Genomic DNA, 12,962 nt, shown 5'->3' with positions numbered 1-12,962 from the left:
CAAATCTCCTTGTCAGCCGAGAATGTGTTCCCACTTCGCGCGTGTCTTGTCTTGCAACGCCTTGCTCGCCTCCGCGACCTGCGGAAACTCGTGCAGGAAGTCGAATGGGCGGCACGCGTCGATAATGGCTTTCGAGTTGAACGGCGCCTTGTACGGATTCGCAATCGACATCGGATCGTTCTTCGAGCCCATGCCGCGTTTGACGATGTCGATATCGATGTCCGGATCGGTGCGCGTGGCGACAGCCCACATCACTTCCTGAAGATTGGCCGGATCGATGTCGTCGTCCACCACGATCGAATAGCGCGACATGTAGGCGCCCACGCCGCACTGGCTCATGATGTGAGCCGCCTGGCGCGCGTGTCCCGCATAGCGCTGGCGAATCGACACCACGTTGAACATCCGCGCGCCGCCGATTTCATGCGCCCACACGCCGGCGACATCCGGCACGCCGGCTGCCTGCAATGCATCGACGAGCAGCGCCGAGCGCATTACGGCTTTCGAATACGAATAGTCGTTGGGCGGTTTGGCCGGCGGGCTGCCCATGATGATCGGGTTATTGCGGTAGTAGATGCGTTCGATCGTCACCACGGGCGCCGTTTCGGCCTTGCCGGGGTAATAGCCGTGAAATTCGCCGAACGGTCCTTCGATGCGGACATCGCCGGGATGTGCATAGCCTTCGATCACGATCTCCGCCGCGCAAGGAATCGGCAAATCCGTCAACTGCGCTTTCACCACCGAAACCGGCTTCTTCAGAATCGCGCCGATATAGTTGTACTCGCACATGCCGAACGGCACTTCGATGCCTGAAATCAGATAGCCGAGCGGGTCGCAGCCGATCACGATCGCCACCGGAAACGGCTTGCCGGCCTTCATGTGCTTGTCGTACTGAATCGCGCCGTGCTTGCCCGGAATCATGTCGAGGCCGACGTGATTGCGATCGTGGATCATCACGCGATACGTGCCGACATTCGTCCAGTTCGAGTCGAGGTCTTTCGTCACCACCATGCAACCCGTGCCGATGTAGCGGCCGCCGTCCTTCTCGTGCCACAGCGGCGCGGGAAACGAGAACAGATCGACGTCGTCGCCGGACTGGATGTTGTCGAACACCGGGCCGCTCGTCACTGTCACCGGGTCGTACTCCGGCGCGTGCGACTGCCATTGTTTCGGCTTGCCGCGCAATGTCTCCACGAGCGCGCGATGGCTCGCCTGATGGCCCACGCGCAAAATCGACGAGAGCCGCGCGGGGCTCGCCGTGCTGCACGTGAGCACGCGATGCCCTTGCGGATAGTCGGGAATGTCGTCGAAAAGCAGCGCGGCGGGCCGCTCCTTCTTCACGTTCAGTTCGCTGATCGCGCCCAGTTCCAGATTCCAGTGCGCGCCCGATACGTCGGTCAGCTCGCCGAGCGCGCGCGCCTCATCGAGCCATGCTCGCAGATCGAGCGAATGGGAGGTCGAGTTCTCTGTCACGTCGTGTGTCTCCGATAGTTTGGCTGCGTGTGCCGTGTGTGCCGTGTGTGCCATGTGTGTGCCGTGTGTGTCACGCGGGTGCCATGTGTGTGCAATGCGTATGCAATGCGTGGGTCGTGCTGCCTGCCGCGCGTGTTGCCTGTCGTGCGCGATGATGGCGACGCCTCTTCACCTCATGACCGTCACATTGAAGCAAGGCGTTGCGGCGCGCAAACGACCATCCTTCATATCAGGGATGAAAGCGATTCATGCGTTTCGCCACGCATCAATCGAGCGCATCAATCGAGCGCGCCTGGCGTCGCGCCCGACGGCTCGCGCCGGCCATAACCGCCCGCGTATTTGAACGTGCCTTGCGCGGTCGCGATCAGCGTCGCCGAATCGATCCACGCCTCGCCGCGCGCGAAATAGACGGACCTGCCCTTGCGTTCGAGAAAGCCCTTGGCGATCAGCGTCTCGCCCACTCCCTTGTCGAGAAAGTTGAGCGTGAGCGACAGCGTCACCGCGTGTATCGGCCGCTCCGGATCGGCGCTAAAGAGGCCCGCGTAGCCGCAGGCCGCATCGAGCAAGGTCGCCACCACGCCGCCTTGCAACACCCGCTGCCGGTTCAGCAAACCGGGCTGCAAACATAGACGAAACTCCGCATAGCCATCGCGCCACGCGGTGCGTGACACGCCCAGGCTGGCAAGAAACGGATTTTCCCGCACATCGATATCCACTGTTCTTCTCTCCCTTCCGCGCGCGAGCGGGCCGTTTCACTTCGGGCCTTGCGCCCGGCGCTTCTCGTTGTTCCTGCGCGGCCCGGCGTATTGAGGTACCGGGTTTGTAACCATTGATAAATATGCGCCGATAGACGACGCTTCGCTCGACCGGACCAAGAGTGCATGAGCGCTTTCGACGCGCGCAAACTAACTTTTCTCATGCCGGCATGAAAAAGTTTCATTTCCTCGGGGTCTGTAACCAGTCGATCATCCGTGCATTCGGGCAGCTTTGCGCGTCGCCGCCAAGCGAGGCTGTCGCGCCTTGCGCCGAGCGACGCACGCGCCGGTGAAAACCGTTACGATCCAACTACCACGCGTTCTTGCATTGCGCTGATATCACGCTGAGATTCAGATGAGACCCTATATCCCTTCGCTTCAGAGCCTGCTCGCGTTCGAAGCCGCCTCGCGGCATTTGAGCTTCACCCGCGCAGCCCAGGAACTCGAATTGACGCAGACGGCCATCAGCCATCAGATCAAGACGCTCGAAGACCGGCTCGAAATCAAGCTGTTCGTGCGACGCCGCAATGTCCTCACGCTGACGCCCGCCGCGCGCGAATATCTCGATTCGGTGCACGAGGCGATCAATCTGTTGTCCATCGCCACGGCTCACGCGCGCAAGAAAAAGCCGAGCACCGTGCTCACTGTCACGTGCCTGCCCACTTACGCGGTCAAATGCCTGATTCCCGCGCTGCCCGAATTCCAGCGCGCTCACCCGGACATCACGGTGCATGTCGCCACCAGTTCCACCTTCAACGAGTTCGACCGCAACAGTTACGACGTGGCGATTCGTTACGGCTCGGGGCGCTGGGCGGCCGCGCGTTCCGACCGGCTGCATGGCGAGGAATTCTTTCCCGTCTGCTCGCCTGCCGTGCTGGCCGAAGCCGGCCAGTTCGACTCCGTGGAAGAGGCGCTTTCGCGCATGCGCCAGATTCGCACGTACTTCTATTCGATGTATCAGGACGACTGGCCCGCATGGCTCGAAGCGGCCGGACGCGGGCCCGTCGAATTCGCCGGCGAGTCGGTGTTTCATCTGCAACTCACGTCGCTCGCGGCGGCCGTGGACTCCGTGGGCATCGCGATCGGACGCACACCGCTCGTGAACGGCGATCTCGCAAGCGGCAAGCTCGTGGCGCCGTTCGACATGCGCGTGCCGTCCAGTTCCGCGTACTTCGTCTCGTCGCCGAACGACAAGGCGCGCACGAAAAAAGTCGAAGCTTTCCGTGAATGGGCGCTCGCGCGGCTTGGCGAGAACGGAAAAGGCGGCGGCGCCGCCACGCTATCCGCGGTGGCCGCGCCGTCCGTGCCCGAGCCCTGTTGAGTTCATGTCTCACGCGCGCCATCCCGCCAACGATCCGCCTTTTCGCACTGTCGCGGCCCTGCTCGAACAGCACCGCCGGGCCGCACCCGACAAGCCCGCCATCGTCGATGTCGAGCGGCGCGCGAGCATGAGCTTCGAACAACTGGCCAAATCCGTCGATGCCATCGCGCGGCACCTTGCGCGTCGCGGCGTGACGAAAGGCACGCGCGTCCTGCTGGCCGATTGCGAAGCGCCCGACAAGCTGCTGCTGTGGCTCGGCGCATGGCGTCTCGGCGCCATCGTGTGTCCGCTCGATGTGCCCTTCGTCGGCAAGGCGACGGCGCGCAAGCTGCTCGATACGATTCGACCCGCGCTCATCGTGTTTCCCGCCGGCGCCACGGACACGTCCGTCGCGGGAGCGGACGTGCCCGTCGCGCGCTTCGTCTCCTGGGCGCGCGCGGGGCGCGAGCATGCGGATTTCGAGGGCGACATCATCTCGCTTGACCAGCAAGACCCTGAGCAAGACGCTACGCCGCTGCCCGACGGCGCAACGATAAGCGCGCCCGGCGACATCGCGTCGATGTGCTGCACGTCGGGCACGACGGGCATTCCGAAGATCGTTGTCTACGATCACGCGTGCTACTGGCTCAATGGTCTCGACAGCATCGAACTGCTGGGTTCGAGCGCCGACGACCGCATGCTCGAATACCGCTCGTTCGACTGGTACTCGGCGCAAATACTGAGCTTCATCCCATTCCTGCAACTCGGTTCGACGCTCTGCGTCGCACGCCGTTTCTCGCGCAGCCGCTTCGGCGAGTGGATTCGCGATCACCGCATTAGCGTGTGCGCGGGCGTGCCCACGGTCCTCAACATGCTGCTCGAAGCGCCGCTCGACGTGAGCGCCGACACCTTCGCCTCGCTGCGCGCCATGACATGCAGCACGGCGCCGCTCTCGCCCGTGCAATGGCGGCGCTTCGAAAAGCTGTACGGCATCCGCATTCTGAATCTGTATGGCTCGTCGGAAGCGGGATGGATGTGCGGCAACCGGCTGCCGCACCGCAAGCTCGGCACGGTCGGCTATCCGGCGGCGCACATCCGCTTCGATATCGTCGACGCCGACGGCGTGCCGTGCGCGCCGGACGTCGAAGGTCAGGTGGTGGTGGACGGCGACAAGCTCGCGCTCGGCATCCTGCAACGCGACGGCTCGCTGCTGCCGATTCGCGGCGCGCCGCTCTTCACGCGCGACATCGCCGCGTGCGACAAGGATGGCTTCGTGCGCATGGCCGCGCGGATGGACGATCTGATCATTCGCGGCGGCGTCAAGATCGTGCCGCAGGAAATCGAGGACGTGATGCGCGCGCATCCACAAGTGCAGGATGTCGCGGCGTTGAGCGTGCCCGATCCGGTATATGGCCAGGAAACCGTCTGTTTCGTGGTCGCGCAGCCCGGCGCGAAGCCGAGCGCGGAAACGTTGCGCGCGCATTGCCGCCGGCAACTGGCGCGCGAAAAAATGCCGAAGGACATCTATCTGATTGCCGCGCTGCCGCGCAGCGCGCGCGGCAAGATTCTGCGCGACACGCTGCGTCAGCAGTGGTGGCGCATCGTGAACCTGAGGCCGGATCTGTCGGAGCCCGAGCAGGAGTAGCGCGGGGCACGTCTGCTTTTCAGCGCCTCGTGCACGTCAGTTCGCACCGGCAAGCGCGGGACACGCCGCGCTGTCCTGCTCCCGCCTCTTCGCTCGCGCCACGTTCAACGCGCGTGACAACTTCACGCCGTTTTTCGCGGCCGTCATCTCCGCCGCGATCGACACCGCGATTTCCGGCGGCGTCCTGCTGCCGATAAAAATGCCCGCCGGTCCATGCAGCCGGCTCACCTGCGCGTCGTCCAGATCGAACAGCATGAGCCGCTCGCGACGCGCGTCGCTGTTGCGGCGCGAGCCGATGGCCGCGACATAGAACGCGTCGGTGTGCAATGCATCGATCAGCGCGAGGTCGTCGAGCTTCGGGTCGTGCGTCAATGCAACCACGGCGCTGTGGCCGTCGAGGCGCATGTCGAGCACGGTGTCGTCGGGCATCGTCCGCACGATTCGCACGCCGGACAGCGACCACGCGTCGGCATATTCCTCGCGCGGATCGCAGACGGTCACCTGATAGCCGAGCCCGCTCGCGATCACCGCGAGAAAGCGCGACAGGTCGCCCGCGCCGATGATCAGCAGCCGGTAGCGCGGACCGTGCACGCTCACGAGCGTCTTGCCGTCGAAGCGCAACTGTTCGTCGGGCAACGCCGGGCGCAGCCGCGAACGGCCGCTGGCAAGATCGAGTTCGCGCGCAATCAGATTGCCCTCGCCGATCTGCTCCAGCAGTTCGAGCATCGCCGTGAGCGACGCCTCGCCCGCGAGCGGCTCGATCACGAGTTGCATCGTGCCGCCGCAAGGCAAACCGAAACGCCGCGCTTGCTCGGCGCTGACGCCGTAGGTCGCCACTTCGGGCCGTTGGCCCGCGAGCAGTTGGGCGCGAGCGCGGTCCATCAGATCGTCTTCGATACAGCCGCCCGACACCGATCCGCTCACCGCGCCGTCGTCGCGCATCGCGAGCATGGCGCCGACCGGACGCGGGCTCGAACCCCACGTGCGCGTGACCGTCACGAGCACCACGCGGCGGCCGGCCTTGAGCCAGTCCACCGCGTTGTGCAGCACGCTTACGTCGATGCTGTCCATCGTCTCCTCCGGTGCGCGGAGCTTCCATAAAGCTTCGCGCAGTTCTTCATGCCGCCCTTCATGTCGCCCTTCATGTCGCCCGTCACGCCGCCTGATGCGCGACCATCTGCAATTCGACCAGAAAGCCGTGATGCAGCTCGGGCACGGGCACCACCGCGCGCGCGGGCTTGTGCGCGCCGAAGTGCTCCGCGTACAGCCGGTTGAATTCCGGCCAGTTCTTCACATCGACGATATACGCGGTGCACTGCACGACGTCGGTCAGCGCGCAGCCCGCTTCCTTCAGCACGCGCTCGCAATGACCGAGTGTGGCGCGCACCTGGCGCTCGAAGTTGTCCGGGCCGTCTGTCGCCACGCCCGGTCCGGGCAGCATGCCCGACACGAACGTGAAGCCGCCCGCCTGCACGGCCTGCGAATAGTGGCCGCCAGGAGCCGGCGCATTCTCGGTGAAAATGAAATTCATGGTTCAGACCTCTTCAGGTAAAGGTTGGCCGCGCGTTTCCGGCAGCCACGGCGCGAGCACGAGGCCCACCAGATAGATGAAGCCGACCGTCACCGCCGCATGACCGTAGCCGCCGAAGCGAGTGATCAGCGTACCGGCGACGAGCGGCCCCGTCCACGCAAGAAAGCGCGGAATGTTGAAACACAGCGCGATAGCGGTGCCGCGCACGCGCGTTGGATACAGCTCCGGCAGCCACGTCGGCATCCACGTGTACTGGCCGAGGCTAAAAAAGCCGGCGACGCAGGCCACCGCGAGCAGCAAGCCGGCGTCGTGCGTCCACATGAAAAGCACCGGCGTGAGAATGAACGCCATCGCGAAGAACAGACACGTGACGCGCTTGCGGCCATAGGCGTCGGCGAGAAAGCCAAGGCCGATATAGCCGCTGATCGCGCCGATGTTATAAGCCATGCCCGCGAAACTCGCCCACGTGGCCGCGGGCAGTCCGGCATGCGCCGCGACCGAACCGATGTAGGGCGGCACCCACGTCGAAATGCCCCACCAGCCGAGCGTCGTGCTGAGCGACATCAGCACCGCGATCCAGGTGCGGCGGCGCAGCTTCGGGTCGGCGAGCAGATCGACCAGCGTGAAGCGCGCCAGCGCCTGTTCGCGGTCGTCGAGCGCGGCGCCCGATTTTCTGCGCGCGAGCGTGGCCTTGCGCTCCGCATTCACGCGCTGCCATTGCTCCGACTCGGGAATGCCCGCGCGCATCCACAAGGTGGCGAGACCCGGCAGCACGCCGATCAGATACATGTAGCGCCACGCATGCACGCCCGCGCCGCTCATGAAAAGCCATATCAGCGAAGCGACGAAAAAGCCCGTGCCGAGCCCGCATTGCATGAGCCCAGCGCCTTTGCCGCGATGCCGGTCCGGCCAGATCTCGGCGGTCATCGCAGTGCCCGTCGCCCACTCGGAACCCATGGCCAGGCCGACGATGAAGCGCAGCGCCGCGAACGACGTCCAGTCCCACGACAGCGCGCTCAAACCCGTGGTCAGCGAGTACGCGAGGATCGCGAGCATCATCATCCGCTTGCGGCCGATGTAGTCAGTCAGGATGCCGCCGATCAGTCCGCCGATGCCCCAGCCGAGCAGCGTCAACGCGATCACGAGCCCGGCATAGAACGGAATCTGCGCGTGCTCGGCGGGCGCGAGCAACTGGCCGAGCGCGCCGCCCACGGTGAGGACGAGCGCATAGGTTTCATAGCCGTCGAAGAACCAGCCGAGATTCGACGCGACGAGCGCGCTCCACTGCTGCCGGTTGATCGAGCGATACCACACGACGTCCGACGTGGCATGCCCCGCGCCGCGAGCCGGCTCGCGCGAACCGCACGTGCCGCCGCCGGACCTCTCTTCCAGAGGTTGCTGCATCGACTGTCTCCTCGATGTCGTTGCGCGCGCCGTGTCGTCTGTTGTTGTACGGACGCGCGTTGCTACGATGGGCTTGTGCTTGCGTCCGCGTGGGTTACGCAGCAACCGCCGCCTTCGACTTGCGCTTTTGCGCGGCGAGCTTCACGGCTTCGATAATCTCCGGATAGGCCGCGCAACGGCACAGGTTGCCCGACAAAAAATGCCGGATCTCCGCGTCCGTCGGATCGGGATTGCGGTCGAGCAACTGGCGGCTCATCAAGATGAAGCCCGAGGTGCAAAAGCCGCACTGAAACGCGCCGCACTCGATGAAAGCCTGCTGCACCACGTCGAGTTCGCCGTGCGCGTCGAGGTTCTCGACGGTGCTGACTTCGCCGCCGTCAACCATGGCCGCGAGATACAGGCAGCCCGATACGCTCTCGCCGTTGACGATCACGGTGCAGCATCCGCACAGGCCCTGGCCGCAGCTTTCGCGCGCGCCGTAGAGGGCGAACTGCTGGCGCAATACCTCGAGAATCGTGTGATGCGGCTCGACCTCGGCGCTCACGCGCTCGCCGTTCAGCGTGAAATGGATGGAGATGGAAGTGGCAGTCATGTTTATTCCTCGGATAGCGGTTCATTGCGCGCGGCGCACAGCGCGCGGTACACGCTCTCGGGCGTGAGCGGCAACGATTTCAGACGCACGCCGACGGCATCTTCGATCGCTTCTGCAATGGCCGAGGCGACGCCGAAGGTCGCGCTCTCGCCGACGCCTTTCGCGCCGAACGGTCCGTTGTTCTGCACCGAATCGACGGTCTCGCGGCCAATCGTATGCGGGATGTCGTGGATGCCCGGAATCTTGTACTCCGCAAACGACGCGTTGCGAAGCTGCCCGACTTCGTCGAACTCCATGCGCTCGAACAGCGAAATGCCGAGCTGCATGATGGCCGCGCCGGAGATCTGCGTGGCGACCACTTTCGGATTGATCGGCGTGCCGCAATCCACCACGTGCTCGAAGCGCAACAGCTTGAAGTGACCCGTCTGCGTATCCACTTCCACTTCGACGCCCGCGCCGCCCACCATCCAGTTAGGCGTGATGTTTTCGGACTGCCCCGTCTCGTGTTCCGGCGACTTGTACGGCGGAATGAAGCTGCCAACTCCGACGATGTTGCCCGCCTGCATGCCGTACTTGCGCCGCAGCAGTTCGCCCGCGCGAATTGCTGGCACGCGCGCGAGGCCGAGTTCGTCGGCCAGCTCCGCGAGCTTGCGATTGACGTCCTCGGCGGCGAGACGCACCGCGTGGCCCATGTGGAACGTCGAGCGCGAGCCGAGCGTCGCCATGTCGTACGGCGTCACGTCAGTGTCGGGCCGCATCACCTTGATGCGTTCGGCGGGAATGCCGAGCACTTCGCCCGCCATCAGCGCAATCGCCGTTTCGGAAGCCTGTCCCATATCGACGGTGCTCGAATAGACCGTGCAGCTGCCGTCGCCCGCGAGGCTCACCATCGCCATCGACGTGGTCGGCGCGACCAGCGCCTTGAAGCCGACGCCGATGCCGCGTCCGCGCCGCAGCGTGCCCGTGCCGCGCTCGAACGGCGCGCTCCAGTTCATCCGCTCGGCCACGCGTTCGAGCACGAGGTCGATGGCCGCGTCGTGCATCGGCGTGCCGGTTGCATGCGGACGTCCTTCGCGCAAGATGTTGCGGCGGCGGAACTCCAGCGGATCGATGCGAAGCGCGCGCGAAATCATGTCCGCGTGACTTTCATAGGCCCACACCATCTGCGGAATGCCGAAGCCGCGAAACGCGCCGGCGGGCGGCAGGTTCGTGTACACCTGATACGAATCGATCCACACGTTGTCGATGTCGTACGGACCTGAGGCCGTGAAGCCCGACTTCTGCGTGACGCGCGGCCCGATGTCCGCATACGCGCCGCCGTTCCACCACACCTCGCATTTGCGCGCGGTGATGCGGCCTTCTTCGTTCACGGCGGTTTTCATGCGGAACGTGGTGGCGTGTTTGGTGATCGTGAAGAACTGCTCTTCCATCGTCAGCGAAACTTTCACGTTGCGCCGCGACAGCAAGGCCAACGCGACAACCAGCGCTTCGAGCTTGATATACAGCTTCGCGCCGAAGCCGCCGCCAAGCAGCGCCGACTTCACGCGCACGCGGTTTTCGTCCCAGCCGAGCAGGCGCGCGATTTCGATGCGCACGAACGAAGGGCTCTGCGACGCCGTATGCACCGTCAGCGTTCCCGTCCCCACGTCGGGTTCCGCGAGCGACACCATCGGCTCCAGCGGCGTGTGCATGACCTGCTGCGTCGTGAACGTATCGTCGAACACATGCGCGGCGCTCGCGAAGGCCGCTTCGACGTCGCCGCGCCGCAACTGGAAATCGAGCGCCACGTTGGTGCCCTTGCGCCCCGCGAGATGCTTCAGATCGGGGAACGTACCGGCCGGGCGCAGAAAATCGTGCACCAGCACCTCCGACTTCGCGGCCTCCACTTCATTGAATACGGCGGGCAGTTCCTCGTACTCGGCCATGATCAGATGCGTCGCTTCCTCGGCGACATGCGGATCGTCCGCGAGCACGACCGCGACGGGCTCACCGATATAGCGCACCTTGTCCAGCGCGAGAATCGGCTGGTCGTGAAAGGCCGGGCCGTAATACGGCTCGGGGATCACCTTGCGGACATCCTCGCCGGTGTACACGGCGAACACGCCTTCCAGTTCGCACGCGGCGCTCGTATCGATGCTGACGATCTTGCCGTGCGCGACCGTGCTGCGAAAAATCTTGCCGTGCAGCATGCGCGGCAGCACGAGGTTGTGAATATATTCCGCGCGTCCCGTCACTTTCGAGCGCGCTTCGAGCCGGTTCAGTGCGCGGCCCACCTGCTTCTGTGCCGGCTGTTCGTCCAGCGTCTTGTCGATCTTCATTACGCATCACCCTCGAATTGAGCGGCGCGTGCGCTCGCGGCGGCCAGCGCCGTGCGCACCGCGCGGCCCAGATAGACCTTCAGCAGCTGCTTCTTGTAGCTCGCGGAACCGTGAGGATCGCCGACGATGTCGAGCTGCGCCGCGCCCGCTTCGCCCGCGTTGCGCAACGTCGCGTCGTCGGGCAACGCGCCGCGCAGGAGCGCCTCGGCCTCGGTGAGCCGCGTCGGCCGGTCGGTAGCCGCGCCGACGATCACGCTCGCGTTGCCGATCCGCGCGCCGTTCATATCGAGCACGACCGCGACGCCGAGCGCCGGCCAGTCGTGCGCGGCGCGCGTCGTCACTTTCATGTAGGCGGCGGGACGGCCTGCTTGCGGCGGCACGATCACCTCCGAAATCAGTTCGTCGCGGGCCAGCACGGTTTCGTAGTAGCCCGTGCACAGTTCCTCGACGGGCACGGTCCGCTCGCCGTTCGGCCCCGAGATCGTCACGCGCGCGCCGAGCGAGGTGAGCACCGGCGGCATGTCCATGTGCGGATCGGCGTGGCCGAGATTGCCGCCGATCGTCGCGACATTGCGCACCCGCACGTTGGACAGCGTGCGCAACGTGCGTGCGAGCAGCGGCCAGCCTTCCTTCACGACGGGCGAATGCTCCAGCGTGGCGAGCCGCGTCAATCCGCCGATGCGCAACTCGCCGTTTTCGCCGGCGCGAACCTGCGCATAGCGCGGTTCGATGTCGCGCAGACTGACGAGGCGCGTGGGCCGCAACACGCCTGCCTTCATCATCAACATCACTGCCGTGCCGCCGCCCACCGGACGGATATCCGGGTCTTCCGGGTCCAGCAGCGCGATCGCTTCCGTCAGCGACCGGGGCCTCGCAAGCTCAAACGGAATCATCTAGAGCACTCCTCGTTGCGCGTATTTCTGCATGTTTCTGCGTGTTTCTCTATCGATCTATTGCGCGCAGCCGGCGCGGTCGAGCAGCGCATGCAGCTCGCGCGCGACGATATCCGGCGTCTCCAGCGGCGTGAGGTGGCGCGCTTGCGCAATCTCGGTGAAGGTCGAGGCGGCAATGCCTTCATGCAGCGCGCGCGCCATGGCGGGCGTCGCCGCATAGTCCTCTTCGCCGACGATCACGCAGGTCGGCACCTTCACCGCGCTCATCAGCGCGCGTCCGTCGAACGATCCCAGCATGCGGCCCGTCGCGGCAAAGGCGGCGACGTCATTGCGCAAAAACGTATCGACGCAGCGCTGCACCACATCCGGATGCTCCGCGCGAAACGCGTCGCTGAACCAGCGCGTCGTCTGGAAATCGACGAGCGGGGCGAGCCCGCCCTCCGCGGCTTTTGCGGCGCGTGCGTTCCAGTCTTGCGGCGCGCTCTCGCCGTACCACGCGGTCGTGTCGATCAGGCCCGCGGCGATCGCGTCGGCACAGGTCGCCGCGAACTCCAGCGCAACGCAGCCGCCCATCGACGCGCCCGCGATCAGCACGTTGCGAAAATCCGTGGCTTGCAGCACGTCGTAGACGTCCTGTGCGAAGAGCGACACGGTGTAGGGGCCGGCCGGTTTGTCCGATGCGCCGTGACCGCGCGCGTCGATGGCGAGCACGGATGCGCGCGGCAGTAGCCGCTCGATGACGGGCGTCCAGAAGTGACGGTCCATTGCGAGCGAATGCACGAGCACCACGCGCACTGTGTTGTCTTTCGCGCCGTAGAGGTTGTAGCCGATTTTCGTGCCGTCCCGCACGCTCACGTGCGACGACACGACGTCGGGTCCGATCGGTTGATTCATTGCGTGCTCCACAGGCTGTCGGGTGAGTTCGAGTCAGGGTCGTCGACCCCGCAGCCGGATATTGCGGGCTGCCCGTGGTCGCGGCAAACGACGATCTTTCATGTAAAGCATGAAAACAATTCATTGGCTGCGAAGGGGCGTGCCATGACGCGCAAGACGC

Annotated in this window: 11 protein-coding genes; 2 read left to right on the top strand and 9 right to left on the bottom strand. The window is 65.0% G+C overall.

The features are described 5' to 3' along the window. Positions 1 to 12: 12 nt before the first annotated feature. The gene (locus VOM14_RS03375; protein WP_327627242.1) at positions 13 to 1,470 is read right to left on the bottom strand and encodes a UbiD family decarboxylase; all 1,458 of its coding nucleotides are present in this window, start codon (positions 1,468 to 1,470) and stop codon (positions 13 to 15) included. A gap of 278 nt (positions 1,471 to 1,748) precedes the next feature. After that, a complete protein-coding gene (locus VOM14_RS03370; RefSeq protein ID WP_327627241.1) occupies positions 1,749 to 2,186 on the bottom strand; it encodes a PaaI family thioesterase in 438 nt (145 codons plus the stop codon). A 394-nt stretch (positions 2,187 to 2,580) separates the two neighbouring features. Between VOM14_RS03370 and VOM14_RS03365 the strand changes: the two genes are divergently transcribed. Together VOM14_RS03365 and VOM14_RS03360 are read left to right on the top strand one after the other, a co-directional pair. Beyond that, positions 2,581 to 3,546, top strand: a complete 966-nt coding sequence (locus tag VOM14_RS03365) for a LysR substrate-binding domain-containing protein (RefSeq protein ID WP_327627240.1) — start codon at positions 2,581 to 2,583, stop codon at positions 3,544 to 3,546. 4 nt (positions 3,547 to 3,550) lie between these two features. Beyond that, on the top strand, positions 3,551 to 5,170 hold the full coding sequence (locus tag VOM14_RS03360) for a class I adenylate-forming enzyme family protein (RefSeq protein WP_327627239.1): 1,620 nt from the start codon (positions 3,551 to 3,553) through the stop codon (positions 5,168 to 5,170). Positions 5,171 to 5,206: 36 nt separating this feature from the next. Here the strand turns inward: VOM14_RS03360 and VOM14_RS03355 are convergent, their stop codons facing one another. The 7 genes from VOM14_RS03355 to VOM14_RS03325 all read right to left on the bottom strand — a co-directional run bounded on the left by VOM14_RS03355 (position 5,207) and on the right by VOM14_RS03325 (position 12,802). After that, positions 5,207 to 6,241 (bottom strand): XdhC family protein, encoded by a 1,035-nt coding sequence (locus VOM14_RS03355; protein WP_327627238.1) that lies wholly within the window; start codon positions 6,239 to 6,241, stop codon positions 5,207 to 5,209. A gap of 82 nt (positions 6,242 to 6,323) precedes the next feature. Beyond that, positions 6,324 to 6,701 (bottom strand): RidA family protein, encoded by a 378-nt coding sequence (locus tag VOM14_RS03350; protein WP_327627237.1) that lies wholly within the window; start codon positions 6,699 to 6,701, stop codon positions 6,324 to 6,326. 3 nt (positions 6,702 to 6,704) lie between these two features. Further along, entirely contained in the window at positions 6,705 to 8,105 is a 1,401-nt protein-coding gene (locus VOM14_RS03345) for an MFS transporter (RefSeq protein WP_327627235.1), read from the bottom strand. A 94-nt stretch (positions 8,106 to 8,199) separates the two neighbouring features. Beyond that, positions 8,200 to 8,697 carry a (2Fe-2S)-binding protein gene (locus VOM14_RS03340; protein WP_327627234.1) on the bottom strand — a complete coding sequence of 166 codons (498 nt, stop codon included), beginning with the start codon at positions 8,695 to 8,697 and terminating at the stop codon, positions 8,200 to 8,202. 2 nt (positions 8,698 to 8,699) lie between these two features. Further along, complete coding sequence (locus VOM14_RS03335; RefSeq protein ID WP_327627233.1) at positions 8,700 to 11,015, bottom strand: xanthine dehydrogenase family protein molybdopterin-binding subunit; 2,316 nt, start codon at positions 11,013 to 11,015, stop codon at positions 8,700 to 8,702. After that, positions 11,015 to 11,908, bottom strand: a complete 894-nt coding sequence (locus tag VOM14_RS03330) for an FAD binding domain-containing protein (RefSeq protein ID WP_327627231.1) — start codon at positions 11,906 to 11,908, stop codon at positions 11,015 to 11,017. Before VOM14_RS03330 ends, VOM14_RS03335 begins: the two co-directional genes overlap by 1 nt. Positions 11,909 to 11,965: 57 nt before the next feature. Then, entirely contained in the window at positions 11,966 to 12,802 is an 837-nt protein-coding gene (locus VOM14_RS03325) for an alpha/beta fold hydrolase (protein WP_327627230.1), read from the bottom strand. Positions 12,803 to 12,962: the final 160 nt, after the last annotated feature.

It is taken from the genome of Paraburkholderia sp. MPAMCS5, from assembly GCF_036016995.1.
Taxonomy (GTDB): domain Bacteria; phylum Pseudomonadota; class Gammaproteobacteria; order Burkholderiales; family Burkholderiaceae; genus Paraburkholderia.
This window is presented reverse-complemented; position numbering and strand designations above follow the sequence as displayed.

What these genes read in the sequence shown, in the direction of transcription:
- VOM14_RS03365 (WP_327627240.1), top strand. Translation starts at nt 2,581, where the DNA reads ATGAGACCCTATATCCCTTCGCTTCAGAGCCTGCTCGCGTTCGAAGCC.
- VOM14_RS03360 (WP_327627239.1), top strand. Translation starts at nt 3,551, where the DNA reads ATGTCTCACGCGCGCCATCCCGCCAACGATCCGCCTTTTCGCACTGTC.
- VOM14_RS03355 (WP_327627238.1), bottom strand. Translation starts at nt 6,241, where the DNA reads ATGGACAGCATCGACGTAAGCGTGCTGCACAACGCGGTGGACTGGCTC.
- VOM14_RS03350 (WP_327627237.1), bottom strand. Translation starts at nt 6,701, where the DNA reads ATGAATTTCATTTTCACCGAGAATGCGCCGGCTCCTGGCGGCCACTAT.
- VOM14_RS03345 (WP_327627235.1), bottom strand. Translation starts at nt 8,105, where the DNA reads ATGCAGCAACCTCTGGAAGAGAGGTCCGGCGGCGGCACGTGCGGTTCG.
- VOM14_RS03340 (WP_327627234.1), bottom strand. Translation starts at nt 8,697, where the DNA reads ATGACTGCCACTTCCATCTCCATCCATTTCACGCTGAACGGCGAGCGC.
- VOM14_RS03335 (WP_327627233.1), bottom strand. Translation starts at nt 11,015, where the DNA reads ATGAAGATCGACAAGACGCTGGACGAACAGCCGGCACAGAAGCAGGTG.
- VOM14_RS03330 (WP_327627231.1), bottom strand. Translation starts at nt 11,908, where the DNA reads ATGATTCCGTTTGAGCTTGCGAGGCCCCGGTCGCTGACGGAAGCGATC.
- VOM14_RS03325 (WP_327627230.1), bottom strand. Translation starts at nt 12,802, where the DNA reads ATGAATCAACCGATCGGACCCGACGTCGTGTCGTCGCACGTGAGCGTG.